The organism is Cyanobium gracile UHCC 0139, from assembly GCF_034931325.1.
GTDB lineage: Bacteria > Cyanobacteriota > Cyanobacteriia > PCC-6307 > Cyanobiaceae > Cyanobium > Cyanobium gracile_B.
This window is the reverse complement of the sequence record NZ_JAYGHX010000003.1, coordinates 64,350-85,448: the sequence shown is the minus strand read 5'-3', so window position 1 is coordinate 85,448 and position 21,099 is coordinate 64,350. Positions and strand designations below refer to the sequence as shown.

Below are 21,099 nucleotides of genomic sequence, written 5' to 3'. Positions count from 1 at the left end.
ATCGGCCATGTTCAGCCCCGGGCTGCCGTTCGACTGGGCCCGCAGCAGCGAACTGCTGCTCCAGGGTTCCCTGGCCCACCCCGGCCCCCTGACCCTGGCGGTGGTGTTCGGCGGCGGCCTGCTCACCAGCCTCGGCCCCTGCTCCCTCTCCTTGCTGCCCGTCACCCTGGCCTATCTGGCCGGCTTCGGCGCTGAGGATCAGGGGCGTCCCCCCTGGCAGCGCAGCGTCAGCTTTGCGGCCGGCATCGTGGCGGCCCTGGTGCTGCTCGGCCTGGCCAGCGGCCTGATGGGTCGCCTCTACGGCCGCATTCCCGGCCAGCTGCCGCTGCTGGTGGCCGTCGTGGCCGTGGTGATGGGCCTCAACCTGCTGGGCCTGCTGCGGCTGCCGTTGCCGGCCGGGCCCGACCCCGAGCGCTGGCGGCGGCGGGTGCCGGCGCCGCTGGCCCCGCTGGCGGCCGGCCTGGCCTTCGGCCTGGCCGCCACCCCCTGCACCACCCCGGTGCTGGCCGTGCTGCTGGCCTGGATGGCCCAGGCCGGCCAGCCGCTGGTGGGTATGGCGCTGCTCACCAGCTTCGGGGCCGGCCAGGTGATGCCCCTGCTGCTGGCCGGCACAGTGGCCGCCTCCCTGCCGGGGCTGCTGCAGCTGCGCCGCCTGGGCCAGTGGGTGCCGCCGATCAGCGGCGTGGTGCTGCTCGCCAGCGGCGGCCTCACCCTGCTGTCGGTGCTGCCATGACCGGCACGGCAGCTTCACCCTGGCGCCCCCTGCAGCGCCTGGCCGCCTGGATCTCCGACCTGCGCCTGGCCATTGCCCTGCTGCTGGTGATCGCCCTGGCCAGCGGCATCGGCACAGCCGTTCCCCAGAAGGAGGAGGCCGGCTTCTACCACCGGCTCTACGACCCCACCCCCTGGCTGGGGGTGCTGGACGGCGACGGGGTGCTGCGGCTGCAGCTGGATCATGTGTATTCCAGTGGCTGGTTCCTGGCCCTGCTGGCCTGGCTGGGCCTGTCGCTGATCCTGTGCAGCTGGCGCCGCCAGTGGCCCGCCCTGCAGGCCTCCCTGCGCTGGATCGACTACCGCAGCCCCCGCCAGCTCAGCAAGCTGAGCGTGGCCGAAACCCTCGTCACCGACCATCCCGTCGCCGGCCTGGAGCGGCTGGAGGCCGATCTGCGCGGCGCGGGCTGGCAGATCCATCGCCAGGAGGACCGCCTGGCCGCGCGCCGGGGCGTGCTCGGCCGGGTGGGGCCCCTGCTGGTCCATGCCGGCATGGTGGTGCTGATGGTGGGAGCGGCCTGGGGCGCCCTGGGGGGCCAGCGGCTGGAGCGCTTCCTGGCCCCGGGCCGGGAGCTGGAGCTGCTCGACAGCCGCGGCAGCACCCAGGTGACCCTGGCCCTCGACGACTTCCGCATCCAGCGCGATCCCGCCGGACGCCCGGAGCAGTTCTCCTCCAGCCTGCGGCTGATCTCCCCCGGCGAGGGCGCCCCCACCACCGCCGCCGCCATCAGCGTCAACCACCCGCTGCGCTACCGGGGCATGACCCTGTACCAGGCCGACTGGTCCCTGGCGACGATCAGCCTGCAGCTGGGGCGCAGCCCGGTGCTGGAGCTGCCCCTGCAGACCTTCCCCCAGCTGGGCGACCAGCTCTGGGGACTGGTGCTGCCCACCCGCCCCGATGGCACCGAGCCGGTGCTGCTGAGCCTCACCAGCGAACAGGGGCCGGTGCAGGTGTTCGGCCCCGATGGCGTGGCCCTGGCCCAGCTGGTGCCCGGCGGCGAGGCCCAGGAGGTGAAGGGGCTGCCGATCCGGGTGGCGAGCGTGCTGCCGGCCAGCGGCATCCTGTTCAAACGGGACCCCGGCGTGCCCCTCGTCTACACCGGCTTCGCCATCGCCCTGGCGGGCGGTGCCCTGAGCCTGGTGGCCACCCGCCAGCTCTGGGCCATCGCCGATGGCCCCGGCGGCCGGCTGCACGTGGCGGGCCTGTGCAACCGCAACCTCACCGCCTTCGCCGCCGAGCTGCCGGTGCTGCTGCAGCGGCTGGAACCCCAGCCCTGACTCAGCAGGCCTGACTCAGCAGGGCCGGCGCTCACCGTGGCTGACCCGCACCACGGTGTGGACGTTGCCGCGGGGGTTGAAATCGGCCTCCAGCTGCATCCAGAGGGGATCGCAGGCGTTCACCAGATCGTCGAGGATCCGGTTGGCCGCCTCCTCGTGGGAGATGGAGCGGTGGCGGTAGCTGTTGACGTAGAGCTTGAGGGCCTTGAGCTCCAGCACCCGGGGGCCGGGCTGGTACAGCAGCCGCAGCACGGCGAAATCGGGGTAGCCGGAGAACGGGCAGGTGCAGGTGAACTCGGGCAGTTCGATCGCCACCTCGTAGGCGCGACCCTCGCGGGGGTTGGCGAAGCAGACCAGCTGGGCCTCGGCGATGGCCCGCTCCCCGTAGAGGGGCGTCACGGTCTGGGGCTCGTCGGCGACACCGGAAGCCATGGTCAGGGGGACAGGGAAACGGATTTTGACCGTACAGGAACTGCTGGATGGCGCGGAACTCCCAGCGACGAACCGGCCCGCCCGTCAGCGGCCCGGAGCGCGCGTAGCAACCGTTACGACGACCCCGGCAAGGCTCGGCGGTAATGGAGCCGTCCCCCCTTCAGGCGGGGACTCTGAGAGACTCCAACCGTCGCCTTCCTGACCGCAGCACAGCCATGAAGAAAATCGAGGCCATCATCCGCCCCTTCAAGCTCGAGGACGTGAAGATCGCCCTTGTCAATGCGGGCATCGTCGGCATGACCGTGAGCGAGGTGCGCGGATTCGGCCGTCAGAAGGGGCAGGTGGAGCGCTATCGCGGTTCCGAATTCACGGTCGAGTTCCTTCAGAAACTCAAGCTGGAGATCGTCGTCGACGACGACCGGGTGGCCACCGTGGTCCAGGCGGTGCAGGATGCGGCCCGCACCGGCGAGATCGGTGACGGCAAGATCTTCATCAGCACCGTCGATTCCGTGATCCGGATCCGCACCGGCGACCTCGACAGCGGCGCCATCTGACCCCCCGCTCCTGACGCCCTGACCCTGGCCGCGGTTCCCTCAGGAGCCGGCCGGGGTCTCTTTCGTTGGGCTGCCCTTGGCCAGGGTGCCCGTCACCAGCTCCGCGATCCTGCCGGACCAGTCCGCGCCCTCCGTGGGGGCTTCGGCGCTGGCCCCGCTCGGCACCACCCAGAGCAGGTACTCGTGGTTGCCAGCCGGCCCGGTGAGGGGCGAGGCCACCAGCCCCGCCGGGTGCCAGTCCAGCTCCTTCGCAGCGGCGATCACGCCGGCGATGGCGTCGGCATGGGCCGCCGGATCCCGCACCACGCCCCCCTTGCCCACCCGCTGGCGCCCCACCTCGAACTGGGGCTTGACCAGCAGCAGCGCCTCGCCCGCCCCCGTCAGCAGGGCCCGCAGCGCCGGCAGCACCCGGGTGAGGGAAATGAACGACACATCGGCCACGGCCAGGTCGGGCCAGGGATCGCCCTCGCCATAAAGCAGCTCCGGGGTGAGATGGCGCAGGTTGGTGCGCTCCCGCAGCACCACCCGTTCATCGGTGCGCAGGCTCCAGGCGGTCTGGCCGTACCCCACATCGATCCCGTACACCCGCACAGCCCCGTGCTGCAGCAGGCAATCGGTGAAGCCGCCGGTGGAGATGCCGCCGTCGAGGCACACCCGGCCTTCCACCCGGATCGGCAGGGCCGAAAGGGCCCCCTCCAGCTTCTCGCCCCCCCGGGAAACGAACCGGGGCGGCTGCTCCACCTCCAGCGCCAGGCTCTCGGCCACCTCGGTGCCGGGCTTGTCGAGCACCTCGCCGCCCCCGCGCACCCGGCCGGCGCGGATCAGCTGCTGGGCCTGCTGGCGGCTGGTCACCAGTCCCAGATCCACCAGCCGGCGATCGAGCCGCTGCTTACGGGCCATGCTGCGTTCCGGCCATGGGTCCTGCCGCTCCACCGGCATGTTGTCACCGAACAGCGATCCAAACCGAACAAAAACCGATGGGCGGACGGTTCGGCGCGGAACAGTCGCAGGATGGCCCCACTGTTCCCCCGGTTCCCCCCCATGGCTGGCCCAGGATCCACTGCTGCCCCGGGATCCAAGTCGGCCCCAGGGTCCAACGTGGTCGAGCTGCTCCACCCGGGGAGCTTCGTGCGGCTGCGGGACCATCCGGAGGATCTGCCCCCCTTCCAGCTGATCCGGCGCCGCGGCACCCGCTGCTGGGTGCGGCAGCAGGCCTGGGGGTCGATGGTGCACCTGGAGCTGCCCTACCGCCGCCTGACCGCCGCCGCCTGAGCCGGTAAGGGCGGCTCGATAGGTTGGGGATCGTTCACCACCGCCCGGCCCTTGATCGAGCGTTACACCCTGCCCGAAATGGGCCGCCTCTGGAGCGAGGAAGCGAAGTTCCAGAGCTGGCTCGAGGTGGAGATCGCCGCCACCGCCGCCAACGTGGAGCTGGGCCGGGTGCCCGCCGAGGCGCTGGCCACGATCCGGGAGAAGGCGGCCTTCGAGGTGCCGCGGATCCTGGAGATCGAGGCGGAGGTGCGCCACGACGTCATCGCCTTCCTCACCAACGTCAACGAGCACGTCGGTGATGCGGGCCGCTACATCCACGTGGGCATGACCAGCTCCGACGTGCTGGACACCGGCCTGGCCCTGCAGCTGAAGGCCTCGGTGGCCCTGCTGCGCACCGAGCTCGATGGCCTCGCCGACGCCCTGCGCCGGCTGGCCCGGGCCCACAAGGACACGGTGATGATCGGCCGTTCCCACGCCATCCACGGCGAGCCGATCACCTTCGGCTTCAAGGTGGCCGGCTGGCTGGCCGAAACGGAGCGCAACCGGGAGCGGCTGGAGCGGCTGGAGCGGGTGGTGGCCGTGGGCCAGATCAGCGGCGCCATGGGCACCTACGCCAACACCGATCCGCAGGTGGAGGCGATCACCTGCCGGCTGCTGGGCCTGGAGCCCGATACCGCCAGCACCCAGGTGATCGGCCGCGACCGCCATGCCGAGTACGTCCAGACCCTGGCCCTGGTGGGCACCTCCCTGGAGCGTTTCTCCACCGAGATCCGCAACCTGCAGCGCTCCGACGTGCTGGAGGTGGAGGAGAACTTCGCCAAGGGCCAGAAGGGCAGCTCGGCCATGCCCCACAAGCGCAACCCGATCCGCAGCGAACGCATCAGCGGCCTGGCCCGGGTGCTGCGCAGCTACACCGTGGCGGCGCTGGAGAACGTGGCCCTGTGGCACGAGCGCGACATCAGCCACAGCTCGGTGGAGCGGATGATGCTGCCCGACTGCTCGGTCACCCTGCACTTCATGCTGCGGGAGATGACCGCCGTGGTCGAGGGGCTGGGGGTGTACCCCGAGAACATGGCCCGCAACATGAACGTCTACGGCGGCGTGGTGTTCAGCCAGCGGGTGCTGCTGGCCCTGGTGGAGGCGGGGCTGAGCCGGGAGGAGGCCTACCGGATCGTGCAGCGCCATGCCCATGCCGCCTGGAACACCGAGGGCGGCGACTTCCGCGCCAACCTGGCGGGCGATCCCGAGGTGAGCGCCCACCTCAGCCGTGAACAACTGGCAGAGTGCTTCGCCACCGAGCTGCACCAGGCGAATCTCGGGGTGATCTGGGAGCGGCTGGGGATCTGAGGCGCCGGGCGGCGAGCAGGTGGGGTATTGGCTGACAACCGCCAACAGCCAATACCGGCTGTGTATTGGCAGATTTGCCAATACGCTCACCTTCGGCTGAGGGCCAGCCGCGTCGCGCCTGTCAGCAGGTACTGAAGCGGTTCCCCTCCCCGGCGTGGCAGCACGTCCGCGGCACCCGAATGCACCAGTTGCTGCAGGGTCTGGGACACCGAGGGCTGCTTGATCTCCCAGAGCTTCACCAGGTCGGCCTGGGTCAGCACCGCCTGCACGTCCCGCTCGCCCCAGGCCTCCAACCGTTGCCAGAGGGTGGTGCCGAGCTGGTCCAGCCATTCCAGTTTGTAGCGACGGCTCAGCACGAGGGTGAGGTCGGCCAGGCCAATCGGCTGGGGACCCTCACCGTCCCCTGTCAGACCCAGCAGGGCAGAGATGCCGTCCTCCAGGGCCTTGAGCAGTCCGCGCAGATCGCCTCGGAACAGCTCATGCAGCGCATCGATCACCTCACCCTGCACGGGCGCCTGCACCGGCAGGTCAGGTTCCAGTCGCAGGGATCGGTAGCGGGCCTCCAGCAACTGGTGAACCTCCTTCGGCGCCAGGGGGTCGAGGCCCACCGGATCGCTGAACACCGAGCGCACCTGGGTGTGGCTCTGCACCACGGTGCGAACGGCATCGGTGGTGCCCACCACGATCAGGTGCAGGCCATCGAGCAACAGGGCCTGGTCGCGGATGCTGCGCAGCAGATCGGCCGCACGGGTGGCATCGGCCTCACTGAGGTTCTCGAGATTGTTGAGGTGCAGCACCACACCGGAGGCGCCCTGCTCCAGGGCAAAGACCAGCAGATCGCGCAGAACCCTGGGTCCATCCAGCAGCAGGGCCCCAGGGGGCGAGGAGACCGCCTGGGTGCTGGTGCCGCCCGCCCCAAAGCCGGCGGCCGACACCGTGAAGCCTCCACCGCGCAGACGGATGGTGCGCACCAACTGCTGGGCAGCCTCCACGGCGGAGCCGCTCGCCTGCGGACAGGAGGCGAGCACGGCATCAAAGGCGCCGGCGAGCAGCTGGCCGATCAGATCCTCACTGGTCAGATCGGCCGTGATCGGGATGATCTCGGCTGAGGTCCAGTAGCCGGCGGCCAGGGCGTCGGCCTTGACGGCCTGCACCAGGGTGGTCTTGCCGATGCCAGGCCTCCCCGCCACCGCCTGACGGGAACTGCGGGAGCCGCCGATCGCGTTGAGCAGTTGTTGCCGCTCGTTCCGGCGCCCCACGAACAGGCTGAGCGGTGTGACCTCCGAGTCCTGGCGCAGGGTGGCCTGGAAAAAGGGCGAGGAGCGGAGGTTGTAGAGCCTCCAGAGGTTCGGAAGTGCCATGGAGAGGGTATTGGCAGCGTCCCGACGCAAGCCAATACTGGCACCGTATTGGCCATTCCACCAATAAAGGCCCTTCACTGCCAGCCCCGGCGGCCGCCCCTTACCCGGCCGGCGGCCGCTCCGTCGCGGGGTCCAGCTTGCCGTTGCCCGTGGCCAGCAGATCCTCGATCTCACAGACCGGGAAGCGGTTGATGGCCTTGAGGGCCAGCCGTGAGTTGCGGCGCAGCTGCTCGCTGATCGCCTCGCAGTAGGGAATCTGGGCCAGGAGATCGACGGTGCGGCGCAGGATCCTCACCACGTCGCCCTCGTCGAGGGAGGTGTTGGCGATCACGTCGTTCCAGCTGGCGCCCCGGGCCCAGGCGTGGACCAGGCCGGTGAGTTCCGGCTCCCACCACACCGGCACCACCACCGAGGCCCGCTCCTGCTGGCGCTGCAGCTCGCGCCGCAGGCTGCGCAGGTCGTGGAGGGCCTCCTCGGAGGCCGGTGGCGGCGGGTAGCCGCACCAGAGATCGGGCCGGTTCACTTCGGTGGAGATGGCCTCCAGCACCGCCGCCAGCTCGGCCGGATCCAGGGCATCGAGGTGGCCGCTTATCAGGGCCAGCCCCAGCCAGAGCTCGTTGTCGCCCCGCAGGGCCGCCACGGTGCGACCCACCTCGGTGGGCTCCAGCCCCTCCTCGCCGTCGAGGGCGCCGAAGAAGCGCAGGATGTCGATCAGGGAGAGGAAGGTGTCCCAGTGGCGGTTGGCGCGGTGGTGCAGCAGCCGCTGCCGCTCGCCGATCTCCTCCTGGAGTTCCTCCATGCGGCGGCGGTGCTTCTTGAGGTGCTTGCGGTCGCCCCAGCGGTGGGCCGGGTGGGCCTCCAGCTCCTGCTCCAGTTGCTGCACCAGCTCGCCCTGCTGGCGCACCTCGCCGGCCAGGTCGTAGCGGGGGGTGTGCATGTCGTGGCGGCGGGCCATGGAGGACACCGCCAGGGCCAGGCCGCCGCTGGCGTTGTCGCCGTGGCGCAGCTCATTGGCGTGGTGCAGCTCCGGCGGCTCCAGCTGGTCGACCTGCAGGCAGCTGAGCTCGGCGTGCAGGGTCACCACCGCATGGCAGGGCAACAGGATCCAGACGTTCTCGTCGGTGAGGCAGAGCAGCAGCGGGAACTGGCCGGAGCCCGGCACCTTGGCCACGATCACCGCCGGCGTGACCCGGCTGCGCAGGGCCGGCGCCTTGACGCTCACCAGGGTGCCCTCGCTGGCGAACTGCAGGGCCAGGGTGAGCTCGTGGGCCAGGGTCTCCTCGGCCTGCTGCTGCAGGATCCGGTGCAGGCGCCGCTCCTCCCGCAGGCGCCCGCGCAGCTTCTCGTAGTCCTCGAAGTCGTCCCAGGGCACCTCGCCGCCGCTGGATTCCAGGCTGGCCAGCTGGGCCATCAGCTCGGCGATGCGGGCCTCGTCCTCGGCCAGATCCAGCCCCGCCAGGTAGCGGCCGAAGCTGCGCTCCACCAGCTCCCGGGCCTTGGCCAGGTCGTAGCGCTGCAGCAGGTTGAGCACCATGCCGTAGCTGGGGGTGAACTGGCTCACCAGGGGATCGGCCGGGCTGGTGGCCAGCGCCCCGGCCTCCCGCACCCCTTCGAAACGGCTCTGGACCGTCACCACGTAGCCCTGGGTGTCGAGGCCGCGGCGGCCGGCACGGCCCGCCATCTGCAGGAACTCGCTGCCCATCAGGGGCCGGTGGCCGCGCTCGGTGCGCTTGGAGAGGGCCGAGATCACCGTGGTGCGGGCGGGCATGTTGATGCCCGCGGCCAGGGTCTCGGTGGCGAACACCACCTTGATCAGCCCCTGCTGGAACAGCTCCTCGATCAGTTCCTTCCAGGCCGGCAGCACGCCGGCGTGGTGGGCGGCGATGCCCCGCAGCAGGGCATCGGCATGGCCGCCCTCCCGCACCGCCTCCGGCGTCACCGCCATGAAGGCGTCGAGCCGCTGGCGGATGCGTGCCTGCTCCTGGGCATCCACCAGGCACACCTTGGCCAGGTCGCGGACGGAGCGGTCGCAGTTGCGGCGGCTGAAGATGAAGTAGATGGCCGGCAGCATCTCCCGCTCCGCCATCTGGGCCACCACGAAGCCGATCGGCGGCGCCTCCGGCTGGGGCGGCCGCGGTTCCTTCGGTCCCTTGCGGCGGGTGGACTTTGGAGGGCGCCAGACCTTGCAGTTGGGGTGCAGGCCGGTGCCCTCGTCGTTGAGCAGGGGGTGCAGACCCTTGGCGCTGCAGAAGCTGAAGGCCAACGGGACGGGGCGGAAGTCGCTGTGGATCAGCCGGGTCGGGCCATGCACCCGCTCGATCCAGTCGGTGAGCTGGCCGGCATTGGCCACCGTGGCCGAGAGGGCCACCAGCTGCACCCGCGAGGGGCAGTGGATGATCGATTCCTCCCAGACCGTGCCCCGCTGGGTGTCGTTCATGTAGTGGCACTCGTCGAGCACCACGGCCTCCACATCGGCCAGGGGGTCGTCGTCGGCGTGGTCGATCTCCGCGTAAAGCATGTTGCGGAAGATCTCGGTGGTCATCACCACCACCTGCGCCTCCCGGTTCAGGCTGAGATCGCCGGTGAGCAGGCCCACCTTCTCGTCGCCGAACTGGTGGCGGAAATCGCGCAGCTTCTGGTTGGAGAGGGCCTTGAGGGGCGTGGTGTAGAAGACCTTCTGACCGTGGGCCAGGGCCCGGTGGATGGCGTACTCGCCCACCAGGGTCTTGCCGGAGCCGGTGGGGGCACTCACCACCACCGAATGGCCCTGGTTCAGGGCGTCGATCGCCTCCAGCTGGAAGCCGTCGAGGGGGAAGGGGAACAGCTGCTCCACCGACGGCACGCCACCGGTGGTGGTGTCAGCGGAGCCGACGGTGGGGCTGGAGGGCATCGGGGGATCCTATGGCGCGGCCGCCCCGGGTGGCGCGGCTCAGGCGCCGTGGGAGCCGGTGCGCGAGAAGGGGTTGAGCACCAGCACGCCTGCCCGTGAGATCAGCCTGCGGCCCTGATGAAGGCCATCGCGCTTGAAGGCCAAGAGGAGATGGGCTGGATGCGAAGCCGCGACGCCGGATGGTGACCGCGCGGCGCAACGACCCGATCTGGCCGTCGGCCTTCGTGCCGGGCGTCGCGCCCGGCCCTGGTCGCCCCCCATGACGTGACCTATGACCCCGAGCGCAGACTCTGGTTCTGCGACATCGAGGTCAACACCGGTGAGGCCTACTGGCCATTCGTGCGGTTGGCGCTGGCGCGCTATCAGCCTTGTTCCACCGAAGGCGCACACCTGTCCGAGGTGGTGCTGGCCGACGTGATGCAACTGGCCGCCGACTGCTCGCTGGTCGTGCGTGCTGCCGTAGGCGGACGCTCGCGGGAGGTGCGGCCGCGCTCCGAAATCGACGTTCTGAGCGGGCAGGTGAATCAGGTGACGCCGGTGTCGCCACAACCGGTGGTGGAGGTGTGGCACGAACGGCTGGAACCCACGCTCGGATCCGATTTCGGCTGGGTCCGGATCGGCGACGGCGCTGCCGCCGACGGGGTCCCGGCCATCGGACCATTCGCGCCTGCGCCGGAACGGCTGGCTCTGGGCCGCGAGCTGATCGCCGAACGCCGCTTCGCCGAAGCCCTGGCCCTTGGGGTCGGGGCCGAACAGCTCTGGCTGCGCCCGCCGCTCTGGGACGGACGGATCGACCTGCCCGAGCCGGACGGCGCAGAGCTACGGCTGGTGATCGCCGAGTACGAGGAATACGCCATCGATGGTCCAGCCCCGCGCCACAGCATGACCAGCACCAAGACAGGCCGAAGACTTGTGTTTGTGGAGCATGTGCCTATTGCCTGAAGGCACACCTGATCTGTATTGATCAGCGGTGGCCTGACGAAGATACCGGGGTTGCTGAAAGTTGAAAGCTCAAGATCAGCGGCCAATAAGATCGCCCTGCGATTGCATTTTATCGTTGCCATCACCCGATGAGTCTTGACGCTAGATCGTGGCCTCACTTGCCGCAGCAAAAACCACGAGGGCAAAAGCATCACCTTCGCATTGGAACAAACGGGAACAGTTGACGCATCTTGAATTGAACTTGACGGATTTGTTCTTGGGCACTTTCAGTATATTTGAGTGCTTGCAGTATGGACACTCTCTAGCGACAGGAATCTTGACTGCATCTGCATTGACATGGATGTGTGACTCGCCCTTTCTGTGGACAGGGAATGTGGCGCCACAGCTGTCGCAGAGAGGCCAAGCGCTTGCGCCAATTTCAGGCCCTATTGGGAACGAAACATTCTTTAAACAACTTGGGCATTCCGCATTCTGCAAACCAGAAATAGGCAGCGGGGCTTGCGCGCTGATCTTCGCGATCTCTATCCTACTTTCGTCTTCAAGTCTCTGCTTCTCGATTGGGTCTTTTGCGGATTCGATTTTGAATTTGTACTTTTGGGCAACTTCCTCCTGTTCCAGCTTGAGCCTTTCTTGTAGCTCAAACAAATCACGAAGCAAGTCTCTCCAACTCCATTTCGCTTGGTCAATATCTAGAAGCCATGACTGCAGTATCTCCGCACCTGCCGATCCGGCCTGAATCTGTTGACTTACTTTAACGGATAATGCATCTACATTTCTCCATGCTTGAAGCCCATACCGAGTCAGCCTCTCGTTGTCAGAGTTTTTCGAGTACTTCCATGACGCCCATATTCCAATCCCTGTTGCAACTGCGGCGGTGATAAGACTATAAAGAGATGATGCAAGGGCATTGCCGTGTGTGATAAATGGGCCTGCGACTACAAGCACCAAAACTACAGCTCCACAAATCACATACTTCCAGCCCATAGCTGACTAAAATCATCATTGGCACATCATAGGCCAAGCCTATCTCACGCTCGCCATCACCTGGCCGCAAGGAGGCGGTGGGGACCCTTGAGGTGGAAACGGTGGCGGCTCAGGTGAATGGTGATGTTGGGCAGCTTCATCTCGTCAGTACATAGGAGTTTCCAATCCTAGTTGCTTGCCGCATCAGCGACAGCGAGTACGCCGGTCAGTGAACGTAATGCGCGCCCTTTCTCTAGTAGCTCTTGTCGCTTGGCGTGGGCGTAGGAGCCAGCAATGGCAAGAGGTGCGTGAAGTCCGCCAACAAAAGGAGCAAGCGCTGGCGCAAATAGTGCGGCCGCAGTAACAATGCCACCCGCCAGGATCTTTGAGTAGTTTAGCTGATACTGTTCAGCTATTCTTGCAACTTCCTTCCTATGCTCAGAGATCAGACTCGCAATTCCTCTACCAACTTGTGCTGCTACGAAGTCGAGATCATTCAGTGTTGACTCGTGAAGCTGTGAAGTGTGCTCGGCTAGGGCTTTGCGAAATCGCTCATTCTCGTTATTGCGCCTGAGTTCTACCATTGCTGGAGTTGGAACATTGCCGAGCCATTCACTAGAAGAATGATTTAGTGAGCGCAGAATCGCCACAGTTTCTGCCGACAAAGCTCCTTTCTCAGCCAATTCGCCTTCAAAGCTGCGAGATATTATCTCATGATAATACCATTGCGAAGGGATTGCCATCATCGGCTGTGCGGCCAATTCCTCTGCATTCTCTAAGACATGGTACTGAGGCGCAATCCTTTCCATTATTGCGTTGAGGACTATTAGCGGCTCAGGAATCTTCCTTAGCTTCTGCAAATGCTCGCCACGTCTCCACTCTTCATTATGCTGCCAGTATCGGGCAATGCCTTCAGCAAGCGGTTCGGGTGAATTGGCTCCAGGTGCCCACAACAGGCGCGACTGATCTACAGCCTCAAGAAACTCTTGGCTTCGCTTAAGCGCGAATTTTGTAAGCTCGTCAAAACCACTGAAACGTTTGCCAATATGATGTCCGATCACAGTAGTTGCAAGGTCGAATACCCTCTGCTGCGTTACGGGATCATTATTCTCAAGTTGCTTCTCCCAACTGGGAAACACAATAACAGCTGGATATGGAAGATCTGAATCAATAAACGGTTTTAATTGCAACAGCCAGAATGCTTGCTCAAGCAATAGCGCATGTCGAAAGCGCTCCTCTTGTCGCTCACTCTCAAGCCACGGGAGAATCGGATCAGGTATCAAGATTGAATCAGCATATAGAAGCATCTTGCGAACAGAACCAAGATGTGATGATAAAAAGCGGCTAGAGCCACCCAGAACTAGCTTCATACCTCCGACGGCTTTTGCCGCCTGAAAGACCTCTCGCCATGTCTCTGAGTAGAGCGGCCGAACATTATCTTCAAACCACTGAAAAGCTTGAAATCCGCGAGGTGCAATCAATTCCGCACGTTCACGTACCACTGAGGCGAAGTCCCCCCGCGCTGCAAACTTCACAACATTGTCACCAGTTGCACGGAGAAAAAACTCCTCTACTATCGTGAAGAGGCTACGTTATCTTGCCACTAACTGGTCGTGCATTTTACGAATGTCTTTCCTCTAAAGAAGTTAGTATGGCCTTGGCCACCTGTCTATCCAAGGCTGCCAATCAGCGGCGCAGACTGCTGCATCGTCTTGTTCGGCAAACATTCCAGCATAGATACCCTGAGCGGAACAGCTACTTACGGCCATCTATGACCGCGACCCCAGGCAAGCCCAAACACATTCGTTGAATCCTATGAGCCTAATCAAGAGCAATCCCAGGCTGATCTCTCGCCATACGAGCGGCTTTAGCTGGCATCAGCCTTGCTTCCGGCCTGGAGAACGCACCGGATAACCAAGACTGCCTGGCATGGGTCGGCCCCCCCACTTTGGAGTAAAGGCTGAAAAGAGAACTATGAATAGGTGGCTTTTCGCCATGGCACAGAAAAAGCCATAGAAGCATTGAGAGAAGCCGAGGGGGAACCTATACGGAGGTTGTTGCCTCTCCTTGCTATCGATCACAATAGAGGAGGCGTTCCTTGAATCCGTTGAAGCTACCACCACCTTGGCATTGGCCCCTTTTGGGTCCTTGGCCGCCTGCCGACGATCAGGCCCGAGCAGTGATTCCGATTCCGGAGGAGCAAATCAGACCCCTTGCAGAACGGCTGAGCAAGCAGAGAGCATGGCAATCAGCAGAAGAGAACTGGCTCGCAGCTGAGAGAGCCTTGCGGCAGAAGCCCTGGCGTCCCATGGTGATTCGCTTCAGTGGAGAAAAAGAAAGAAGCGGATGGGATTGGGCTGATTTGAGCTTGAAGGTGTCAGTGCCAATCTTAATTCTTGTACTATCAACATCTTACAGCATTCTCAGCTCAAGCCGCCAGCACACTATTGCTACTGATCAGAAAGAATCGGATGTCTTGGCTGGTTTTATCAAGGATATGCAACCCTTGATTCTTGATAAGGGCCTCAAAGAATCTGCCAAAGGTGCAGAGGTGAGGGGTGTAGCTCAAGCCCTGACTCTTGCGGCGCTATCCCAACTGAAATCACCAGAGAGGAAAAGACTTGCTGTGCAGTTTCTTCTCGACTCGGGGCTCAACTCAAAGCCAGGCAACCTGTTTAGCCTTAGAGGGGCCGACCTCAGAGAGACTAACCTCAGAGGCGCTGACCTCAGAGGCGCCAACCTAATAGAGGCCGACCTTAGAGGGACCAATCTCAGAGGAGCCAACCTCAGAGAAGCCAACCTCATCGGTGCCGACCTCAGAGAGGCAGACCTAAGCATGGCCAATATCAGTGAGGCTATGCTTCTAGGTGCCGACCTCCGCGGTGCCGAGCTCAGAGAGACCAACCTCAACGGGTCATTCCTGCGACTGACCAACATCAGAGGAGCTAACCTCAGCTGGGCCAATCTCAGCAACACTGACCTTTCGACGGCCGACCTTACAGGGGTCGTTCTCGAATGGGTTAAATGGAATAACCAAACCGAGTGGCCCGATGCGAGTCGATTCAAGGACGCAGAAAAGATTCCAACAGCGCTAAAGAAGCAAATCGGGCTTCCTTAAGCGAACCTCAACCTCGGGGAGCCTTTCGGGCAGCCTCTGCAAGCCGAATGATAAAGATTAGCGGCGGGCAAAATCCTGCACTTGGCTATTGGCGCCCCGTATCCCGCCCGCTACATCTTGATGTTCGGCATCACTTCAGTGCGGCGGAGATGCGCGAAATCAATTCATGTAGATTGCCAGAGTCAGCTTCTCGAAGTGCAGCATAGTACGCGATTGGATCCCCTGTAAATTCAGAAGTTATGCTCTGATTGAGTAACTCACGAGCTGCCTGATCGAGAAGGAGTCTGGCAAGTCTTCCATTTGCATCTAGAAACGGATGGATTTTTAGGAAGCTGTGATGGAACTCGGCTAATCCTGCAATCACTTTGTCTCTCGGTGCCCCCACGAGTTCTGCGTGTTGCTCTTGCCACCACGAAAAAAGCGTTTGCAGCCGCCCAACCACCTCTTCGGGTGGAACTGGGAGAAAGGTGGCGGTATCTGCAGTTGACTCGGAAGCCCCTATCCATACCTGAACCGATCGAAGACGCCCACGCGTCGCCTCGGGCAACTTATCGCCCTCGGTGATCACACGATGCAACCAACAAACGGTTCCGAGCGAAAGAGACAAAGTTGGCATCTCTACGCTTTCAGTATGTGCTCTCTGAAGGTGAGACCGTTGTTCGGTAAGGGCATAGCCAATAGCGATTGTACGTGCAAGTACTTGGTCAAGCTTCTCATCCAGCGTCTGGTACTGTGCATCGCGTCGTTGCTCATGGTCGACTAGACGTCTCACAACATCCTGGTTCATTGAGCTCCAGAACGCCCATTGCTCCTCTTCGGTCATCGGAATTCGGAGGTACTCAAGACGGACGCCGCAACCTTTCGGGGCATCCAGAATTCCTCTAATTCTTTCCAAATGGTATATCTCTGCCTGAGATTGGCCCACTTGGGTCAGGAGTGCCTGGCGCTCACCAATAGTAAGCGACTGGTTAACGAAGAAGGCAAAACCTGACGCACCGTTCTTGCTTACACCTTTGTAGTCCGCTAGAAACTTGGTCTCAATTTGTCGAAAAGGTGGCTCTGTGGTCGGAAAATATGCTGCGGCCACCCAAAGGACTCCATTCTTTTGGCAAATCAGGTCCTTTGTCCCGTCAGGCCCGCCAAGTGGGTGCTGGGGATCTACGGACTCAAAGCCCTCAATATGCAGTAGAGCGCATACCAATCGCTCGGCTTGTGTTTGGCCGAATCGCCAAGCCTTGAGAGAAATTTCGGTAGTCATACTTCTAGAATACCTCTGGGATGCCTAACGCTGCCCCTGAGTGGCAGGCAAGGATTTTGAGGAGGCGAAGCAAGGTGTTGGTGGTGGCCTGACCACTCGAGGGGCTGGTTAGACCGTCGGCGGATTAGGGAGGCGCCGACTCTCGTCAAGCAGCCAATCGTAGTCAGTATCACCACCTACGGTACGGTAGATGATTTCCTCATATGGTTCACCGTCATTGCTAAACGAGCAGTACAGATGTGGCTCGTTGTAGAACTCATCGCCATCAAGGTCGTACGCTCTTATGAACTGGTAGGGGATCCTGCCTATCACCCAAACCTTGATTCTCCTGAAGGCATTCTCGTCGTAGTCCGCGTCATGCCTTATGGGCCGCCAACCCCCTTCTTCATCCACGATGGCATAGCTGACTTGGAGCATGACCTCGATACCATTGTGGTAGAAGTCGTAGAGACTTACTCGGAACCAACCTGAGATACCAGGCGAGTCCTCAGCGCTGGGATAGGACGAATCATCTAGCGAACGGATTATGACCCGGCTGTGCTGGAAGTTGTCGTACGGATGTGTGATTCCCTGAGTACGTCGAAGCGCAGGCGGTTTGAGAAAGGCCTTCTGAAGCGCATCTCGTAGCTCGAGATTTCGCTTGATGTCAGAGGCGCGATCAAGGTGCGGACTTGGCGACCCAGCCTCCGAAGTCCGGCCCATCTCGTCCCTCGCTGCACTCTCAGCCTGCTCCTTCCAGTCCCAAAGCACTCCAGCCGTAAACCGCTTCACATCACTATCAATCAATTTAGCGCAGTTCTGGCATAGCCAGATTCCATTCTCAGCGCCACAGCGTTCTTCGGAGGTGAGGCTTGAATCAAATCGAGGACCGTTGGGAGATGCCGCAGTGATGTGAGCAGCTACTCCTAGATTTACACTACCTGCTTCGTCCAGCTGGGGGCCACTCGTTGAGGCACGACAGCGCGGATTGGAGCACTTGTGCGCACCTCGGGCTGCGAGCAGCCGTTTGACTGGTGCAGTGAAGTCGTCGCGACTGTTCATCGAGAGGAGAGGCTGCCTGGGAACTCAGGGAGAAGCTCGCTAGCGGTCTAACAAGGCATTAGACGGTTCCGATAACCACGCCCCAGTCGCCTGTCCTTTCCGTGAACCACAGGTGCGCCCCGAACATCAGCACGGCCAAATCACAATCAGCCCATAAGGTATCCACCCCACCCATGAAGTGCTCGCCCCTGGTTCTCGGACCCGAGAACCACCGGTATCCCGGGCTACACCTGTGCGGTGCACGTCTTCATCTCCCGGTCATGCTCTGCCAAGCGTTCAGAGAAGGCCGGATCGAGCCTTCACCCACCCCCCATCCGAGACTGCCCCCTGTCCTTGGTATCGGGCCGCCCTGATCCCTCCTCCCCCCGCCACGGAGAGCGGCGACCCCACCGCCCCCCTGCCCCCCTGGCGCCAGCAGCTGCGCGACGCCCTCGCGGCCCTGCCCGCCGCCCGCAGCCGCGCCCTGCGCACGCTTGAGCCCGCCGGCGCCGCCAGCCTCCAGCCCGCACCCCCCGACGACGCGCTCCCCCTGCTGGATCTGGCCAGCAACGACTACCTCGGCCTCAGCCGCCACCCCGCCGTGCTCGCGGCCGCCGCGGCCGAACTGGCCGCCGGTGGCCTGGGGGCCGGCGCCTCCCGCCTGGTCACCGGCACCCGGCCCATCCACCAGCAGCTGGAGGCCGCCCTGGCCGCCTGGCTCGGCCGCGAGCGGGTGCTGCTCTTTCCCAGCGGCTTCCAGGCCAACCTCGCCGCCGTGGCGTCCCTGGCGGATCGCCACACCCTGGTGCTGGCCGATCGGCTCATCCACCACTCCCTGCTGGTGGGCGTGCGCGCCAGCGGTGCCCGCCTGCGGCGCTTCGCCCACAACGACCCGGCGGATCTGGAACGCCGCCTGCACGCCGCCCGGCGCGAGCGGCCCGATGGCCGGCTGCTGGTGCTGTGCGAAAGCCTCTACAGCATGGAGGGCACCAGCGCGCCCGTCGCCGCCCTGGCGGCCCTCTGCCTCCGGCACGACGCGCCCCTGCTGGTGGATGAGGCCCATGCCCTCGGCGTGCTCGGCCCCGGCGGCCGCGGCCTGGCCCATGGCGTCAGCCCCGTGGCGATCGTGAGCGGCACCTTCGGCAAGGCCTTCGGCAGCGGTGGCGCCTTCCTCGCCGCCGACGCCCTGGTGGGCGACTGGTTGCTGCAGAGCAGCGGCGCCTTCCGCTACACCACCGCCCTCGCCCCGCCGCTGGCGGCCGGTGCCCTGGCGGCCCTGCGCCACCTGGAGGCCACGCCGTCGGTGGGCCTGGCCCTGGCGGAGCGGGCCGCCCGCTGGCGCGATGGCCTGGAAGCCGCGGGCTGGCCCCGGCCCCCCGGCGACGGGCCGATCCTGCCGCTGCTGCTCGGTGCCGACGCCGAGGCCCTGGCGGCCCAGCGTCGGCTGGAGGCGGCCGGCCTGCTCACCGTGGCAATCCGGCCGCCCACCGTGCCGGAGGGCACCGCCAGGCTGCGGCTGGTGCTGCGCCAGGATCTCCCCACCGGCTCCCTCGAGCGGCTGCTGGCCGCGCTCGGGCCCGGCCCCCTCGCCCCCCGCCATGCCCTCGCCCCCTGAGGCCGCCCCGGCTTCGTCCCTGCAGGTGATCGCCATGCACGGCTGGGCCGGCGACGGCCTGGGCTGGGACCTGCTGCGCCAGGCCCTCGCCGCGCCGGACTGGCACTGGCAGTGCGGCGAACGGGGCTACGGCGGCCGCACCCCCGACCATCCCCAGTGGGCCCCCGGCGGCCGGCGGCTGCTGATCGGCCATTCGATGGGCCCCCACCTGCTGCCCCCCACGCTGCTGGAGCAGGCCGAGGCCGTGGTGCTGCTGGCCAGCTTCGCCCGCTTCCTGCCCCCGGGCCGCGAGGGCCGCCGGCTGCAGACCGCCCTCGCCGGCATGGCGGCCCAGCTCGCCGAAGGGCCAGACGAGTCCGACACGGCCCGCCGCGCCCAGCTCATGCTGCAGACCTTCCTGGAGAAGGCGGCCTCCCCGGATCCGCCCGAGCTCCTGCCCCACGGCCCCGCCAGCCAGCCGGTGGGGCCCGAGGGCCGGCGGCGGCTGCGCGACGACCTGGAGCGTCTGGCGGCCTGCGCCGATCTGCCGCCCGGCTTTCCCGAGGGGGTGCCGGTGCTGATCGTGGAGGCCGGCGCCGATCGGATCGTGGGGCCCGAGGCGCGCGCCCTGCTGCGCGAGCGCCTGCCCCACGCCGAGGTGCTCCACTTCGAGGGGGCGGGCCACTGCCTGCTGCAGGCGCCCCTGCCGGCGGAGCTGCGCCGCTGGATCACCGCCAACCTCGGCCCATGAGCGCCTTCCCCCTGCAGGTGGTCGGGGCCTTCGGCCGCCATGCCGCCGATTACGAGGGCCAGGCCGGCCTGCAGCGGGGGATCGCCTGGCGGCTCGCCCGCCTCTGCCGCGACCTGCCGGCCCCGCCGCCCGACGCCCCCCGGGCCGACCTGGGAGCCGGCAGCGGCCTGCTCAGCCGCGCCCTGCTGCACCACTGCCCCGGCCTCGCCGGCCGCCCGTTGCTGCAGCTCGATCTCTGCCCCGAGCTGCTGGCCCGCAATCCCCTCGCCACCGCCGGCCCGCCGCCGCTGCTGTGGGACCTCAACGGCGGCCTGCCCGCCGCCCTGGAGCCGGCGGGGCTGCTGGTGTCGAGCTTCGCGCTGCAGTGGCTGGAGGCCCCGGCCCGGGAACTGGAGCGCTGGGGGCGCGCCCTGGCCCCCGGCGGCTGGCTGGCGCTGGCGGTGCCCGTGCGCGGCAGCTTTCCCCAGTGGCACCAGGCCGCCGCCGCCGCGGGCGTGCCCTGCACCGCCCTGGAGCTGCCCGACGCCGACGACCTGATCCACGCACTGGCCAGCACCGGCCTGGCCACCACCCTCCAGCAACGCCTGCGCTTCAGCCGCCCGGCCGGCAACGGCCTGGCCACCCTGCGGCGCCTGCGCGATCTGGGAGCGGGCAGCAGCCGCACCGCGCCCCTGAGCCCCGCCCAGCTGCGCCGCCTGCTGCGCCACTGGCCCTGCGGTGCGGCAATCTCGTGGGACGTGCTGCTGCTGGTGGGCCGGAGGATCGCATGAGGCTGGTGGTCTGCGGCACCGACACCGACGTGGGCAAGACGGTGGTGAGCGCCCTGCTGGTGCAGGGCCTGGGGGCGACCTACTGGAAGCCGGTGCAGAGCGGGATGGAGGGGGGCGGCGACACGGGCCGGGTGCAGCAGCTGCTGGGGCTGCCCCCGGAGCGGGTGCTGCCCGAGGCCTACCGGCTCACGGCCCCCGTCTCCCCCCACTGGGCGGCCGAGCGGGACGGGGTCAGCATCGACCCGGCCCGGCTGGCCCTGCCGGCCGTAGACGGCCCCCTGGTGGTGGAGACGGCCGGCGGCCTGCTGGTGCCCCTGCGGCGCAACTGGCTGCAGATCGAGCAGATCGCCGTCTGGGGCTTGCCGGTGCTGCTGGTGGCCCGCAGCGGCCTGGGCACCCTCAACCACACCCTGCTGTCTCTGGAGGCCCTCTCCCGGCGTTCGATCCCCGTGCTCGGGCTGGTGCTCAACGGCGATCCCCACCCCGACAATCCCCGCACCCTGGAAGCCCTCGGCGGCGTGCCGGTGCTGGCGGAGCTGCCGCCCCTGGATCCCCTCGACCGGGAGGGTCTGGAGCGGCAATGGCAGCGCAGTGGCCTGGCCCGTAGCCTGCAGCCATGAGCCGCAAGCATCTGCTCGTGACAGCTGCCGTGGCCGCGCTCTGTGCGGGCATCCTGGTGCTGTTCACCGACATCGAGACCAGCGTCACCCGCTGGGTGAACTGCGGGCCGCTGGCCACCGGCGGCGAACGCCGCTCGGACGTGTGTCGCTGAGGGACG

20 protein-coding genes are annotated in these 21,099 nt (G+C 65.8%); 12 read left to right on the top strand and 8 right to left on the bottom strand.

Annotated elements, in window-relative coordinates:
• The first annotated feature begins 7 nt into the window (after positions 1 to 7).
• Together VB738_RS06530 and VB738_RS06525 are read left to right on the top strand one after the other, a co-directional pair.
• Positions 8 to 733: a cytochrome c biogenesis CcdA family protein gene (locus tag VB738_RS06530; protein WP_323304984.1), complete on the top strand. Its 726-nt coding sequence runs from the start codon at positions 8 to 10 to the stop codon at positions 731 to 733.
• The gene (locus tag VB738_RS06525) at positions 730 to 2,049 is read left to right on the top strand and encodes a cytochrome c biogenesis protein ResB (protein WP_323304983.1); all 1,320 of its coding nucleotides are present in this window, start codon (positions 730 to 732) and stop codon (positions 2,047 to 2,049) included. The genes VB738_RS06530 and VB738_RS06525 overlap by 4 nt, the downstream gene beginning before the upstream one ends.
• Positions 2,050 to 2,064: 15 nt before the next feature.
• Here the strand turns inward: VB738_RS06525 and queF are convergent, their stop codons facing one another.
• On the bottom strand, positions 2,065 to 2,481 hold the full coding sequence (gene queF / locus VB738_RS06520) for a preQ(1) synthase (protein WP_323304982.1): 417 nt from the start codon (positions 2,479 to 2,481) through the stop codon (positions 2,065 to 2,067).
• A 215-nt stretch (positions 2,482 to 2,696) separates the two neighbouring features.
• Between queF and VB738_RS06515 the strand changes: the two genes are divergently transcribed.
• The gene (locus VB738_RS06515) at positions 2,697 to 3,035 is read left to right on the top strand and encodes a P-II family nitrogen regulator (protein WP_015110582.1); all 339 of its coding nucleotides are present in this window, start codon (positions 2,697 to 2,699) and stop codon (positions 3,033 to 3,035) included.
• A 39-nt stretch (positions 3,036 to 3,074) separates the two neighbouring features.
• Here the strand turns inward: VB738_RS06515 and VB738_RS06510 are convergent, their stop codons facing one another.
• A complete protein-coding gene (locus tag VB738_RS06510; RefSeq protein ID WP_323304981.1) occupies positions 3,075 to 3,935 on the bottom strand; it encodes a TlyA family RNA methyltransferase in 861 nt (286 codons plus the stop codon).
• A 198-nt stretch (positions 3,936 to 4,133) separates the two neighbouring features.
• Between VB738_RS06510 and VB738_RS06505 the strand changes: the two genes are divergently transcribed.
• Positions 4,134 to 4,307 (top strand): hypothetical protein, encoded by a 174-nt coding sequence (locus VB738_RS06505; protein WP_219904022.1) that lies wholly within the window; start codon positions 4,134 to 4,136, stop codon positions 4,305 to 4,307.
• A gap of 51 nt (positions 4,308 to 4,358) precedes the next feature.
• Positions 4,359 to 5,654 (top strand): adenylosuccinate lyase, encoded by a 1,296-nt coding sequence (gene purB / locus VB738_RS06500; RefSeq protein ID WP_323304980.1) that lies wholly within the window; start codon positions 4,359 to 4,361, stop codon positions 5,652 to 5,654.
• 86 nt (positions 5,655 to 5,740) lie between these two features.
• Here the strand turns inward: purB and VB738_RS06495 are convergent, their stop codons facing one another.
• Both VB738_RS06495 and VB738_RS06490 read right to left on the bottom strand, forming a co-directional pair.
• Positions 5,741 to 7,015 carry an ATP-binding protein gene (locus tag VB738_RS06495; RefSeq protein ID WP_323304979.1) on the bottom strand — a complete coding sequence of 425 codons (1,275 nt, stop codon included), beginning with the start codon at positions 7,013 to 7,015 and terminating at the stop codon, positions 5,741 to 5,743.
• A 100-nt stretch (positions 7,016 to 7,115) separates the two neighbouring features.
• Complete coding sequence (locus tag VB738_RS06490; RefSeq protein ID WP_323304978.1) at positions 7,116 to 9,905, bottom strand: DEAD/DEAH box helicase; 2,790 nt, start codon at positions 9,903 to 9,905, stop codon at positions 7,116 to 7,118.
• A 264-nt stretch (positions 9,906 to 10,169) separates the two neighbouring features.
• Between VB738_RS06490 and VB738_RS06485 the strand changes: the two genes are divergently transcribed.
• Complete coding sequence (locus VB738_RS06485) at positions 10,170 to 10,847, top strand: hypothetical protein (protein WP_323304977.1); 678 nt, start codon at positions 10,170 to 10,172, stop codon at positions 10,845 to 10,847.
• 141 nt (positions 10,848 to 10,988) lie between these two features.
• Here VB738_RS06485 and VB738_RS06480 read toward each other — a convergent pair whose 3' ends face one another.
• The gene (locus VB738_RS06480) at positions 10,989 to 11,831 is read right to left on the bottom strand and encodes a hypothetical protein (RefSeq protein WP_323304976.1); all 843 of its coding nucleotides are present in this window, start codon (positions 11,829 to 11,831) and stop codon (positions 10,989 to 10,991) included.
• Between the two features lie 167 nt (positions 11,832 to 11,998).
• Entirely contained in the window at positions 11,999 to 13,291 is a 1,293-nt protein-coding gene (locus tag VB738_RS06475; RefSeq protein WP_323304975.1) for a hypothetical protein, read from the bottom strand.
• A gap of 827 nt (positions 13,292 to 14,118) precedes the next feature.
• Here VB738_RS06475 and VB738_RS06470 point away from each other — a divergent pair.
• Positions 14,119 to 14,928, top strand: a complete 810-nt coding sequence (locus VB738_RS06470; RefSeq protein ID WP_323304974.1) for a pentapeptide repeat-containing protein — start codon at positions 14,119 to 14,121, stop codon at positions 14,926 to 14,928.
• Between the two features lie 130 nt (positions 14,929 to 15,058).
• Here VB738_RS06470 and VB738_RS06465 read toward each other — a convergent pair whose 3' ends face one another.
• Together VB738_RS06465 and VB738_RS06460 are read right to left on the bottom strand one after the other, a co-directional pair.
• Positions 15,059 to 16,015 (bottom strand): Fic family protein, encoded by a 957-nt coding sequence (locus VB738_RS06465; RefSeq protein ID WP_323304973.1) that lies wholly within the window; start codon positions 16,013 to 16,015, stop codon positions 15,059 to 15,061.
• 279 nt (positions 16,016 to 16,294) lie between these two features.
• Positions 16,295 to 16,972, bottom strand: a complete 678-nt coding sequence (locus VB738_RS06460) for a hypothetical protein (protein ID WP_323304972.1) — start codon at positions 16,970 to 16,972, stop codon at positions 16,295 to 16,297.
• Positions 16,973 to 17,624: 652 nt separating this feature from the next.
• On the opposite strand from VB738_RS06460, the gene VB738_RS06455 reads away from it, so the two are divergent.
• The 5 genes from VB738_RS06455 to VB738_RS06435 are packed head-to-tail and all read left to right on the top strand — an operon-like array spanning position 17,625 to position 21,093.
• Positions 17,625 to 18,821 (top strand): aminotransferase class I/II-fold pyridoxal phosphate-dependent enzyme, encoded by a 1,197-nt coding sequence (locus VB738_RS06455; RefSeq protein ID WP_323305178.1) that lies wholly within the window; start codon positions 17,625 to 17,627, stop codon positions 18,819 to 18,821.
• Complete coding sequence (locus VB738_RS06450) at positions 18,805 to 19,551, top strand: alpha/beta hydrolase (protein ID WP_323304971.1); 747 nt, start codon at positions 18,805 to 18,807, stop codon at positions 19,549 to 19,551. Before VB738_RS06455 ends, VB738_RS06450 begins: the two co-directional genes overlap by 17 nt.
• Complete coding sequence (locus VB738_RS06445) at positions 19,548 to 20,321, top strand: methyltransferase domain-containing protein (protein ID WP_323304970.1); 774 nt, start codon at positions 19,548 to 19,550, stop codon at positions 20,319 to 20,321. The genes VB738_RS06450 and VB738_RS06445 overlap by 4 nt, the downstream gene beginning before the upstream one ends.
• Complete coding sequence (gene bioD, locus VB738_RS06440) at positions 20,318 to 20,941, top strand: dethiobiotin synthase (protein ID WP_323304969.1); 624 nt, start codon at positions 20,318 to 20,320, stop codon at positions 20,939 to 20,941. The genes VB738_RS06445 and bioD overlap by 4 nt, the downstream gene beginning before the upstream one ends.
• Positions 20,938 to 21,093: a hypothetical protein gene (locus VB738_RS06435; protein ID WP_216905996.1), complete on the top strand. Its 156-nt coding sequence runs from the start codon at positions 20,938 to 20,940 to the stop codon at positions 21,091 to 21,093. Before bioD ends, VB738_RS06435 begins: the two co-directional genes overlap by 4 nt.
• Positions 21,094 to 21,099 lie beyond the last annotated feature (6 nt).

Excerpts from the sequence above, each read along its gene's own strand:
- VB738_RS06515 (WP_015110582.1), top strand. The coding sequence starts at position 2,697 with ATGAAGAAAATCGAGGCCATCATCCGCCCCTTCAAGCTCGAGGACGTG.
- VB738_RS06450 (WP_323304971.1), top strand. The coding sequence starts at position 18,805 with ATGCCCTCGCCCCCTGAGGCCGCCCCGGCTTCGTCCCTGCAGGTGATC.
- VB738_RS06470 (WP_323304974.1), top strand. The coding sequence starts at position 14,119 with ATGGTGATTCGCTTCAGTGGAGAAAAAGAAAGAAGCGGATGGGATTGG.
- VB738_RS06435 (WP_216905996.1), top strand. The coding sequence starts at position 20,938 with ATGAGCCGCAAGCATCTGCTCGTGACAGCTGCCGTGGCCGCGCTCTGT.
- VB738_RS06445 (WP_323304970.1), top strand. The coding sequence starts at position 19,548 with ATGAGCGCCTTCCCCCTGCAGGTGGTCGGGGCCTTCGGCCGCCATGCC.
- queF (WP_323304982.1), bottom strand. The coding sequence starts at position 2,481 with ATGGCTTCCGGTGTCGCCGACGAGCCCCAGACCGTGACGCCCCTCTAC.
- VB738_RS06490 (WP_323304978.1), bottom strand. The coding sequence starts at position 9,905 with ATGCCCTCCAGCCCCACCGTCGGCTCCGCTGACACCACCACCGGTGGC.
- VB738_RS06495 (WP_323304979.1), bottom strand. The coding sequence starts at position 7,015 with ATGGCACTTCCGAACCTCTGGAGGCTCTACAACCTCCGCTCCTCGCCC.
- VB738_RS06530 (WP_323304984.1), top strand. The coding sequence starts at position 8 with ATGTTCAGCCCCGGGCTGCCGTTCGACTGGGCCCGCAGCAGCGAACTG.
- bioD (WP_323304969.1), top strand. The coding sequence starts at position 20,318 with ATGAGGCTGGTGGTCTGCGGCACCGACACCGACGTGGGCAAGACGGTG.
- VB738_RS06510 (WP_323304981.1), bottom strand. The coding sequence starts at position 3,935 with ATGGCCCGTAAGCAGCGGCTCGATCGCCGGCTGGTGGATCTGGGACTG.
- VB738_RS06480 (WP_323304976.1), bottom strand. The coding sequence starts at position 11,831 with ATGGGCTGGAAGTATGTGATTTGTGGAGCTGTAGTTTTGGTGCTTGTA.
- VB738_RS06525 (WP_323304983.1), top strand. The coding sequence starts at position 730 with ATGACCGGCACGGCAGCTTCACCCTGGCGCCCCCTGCAGCGCCTGGCC.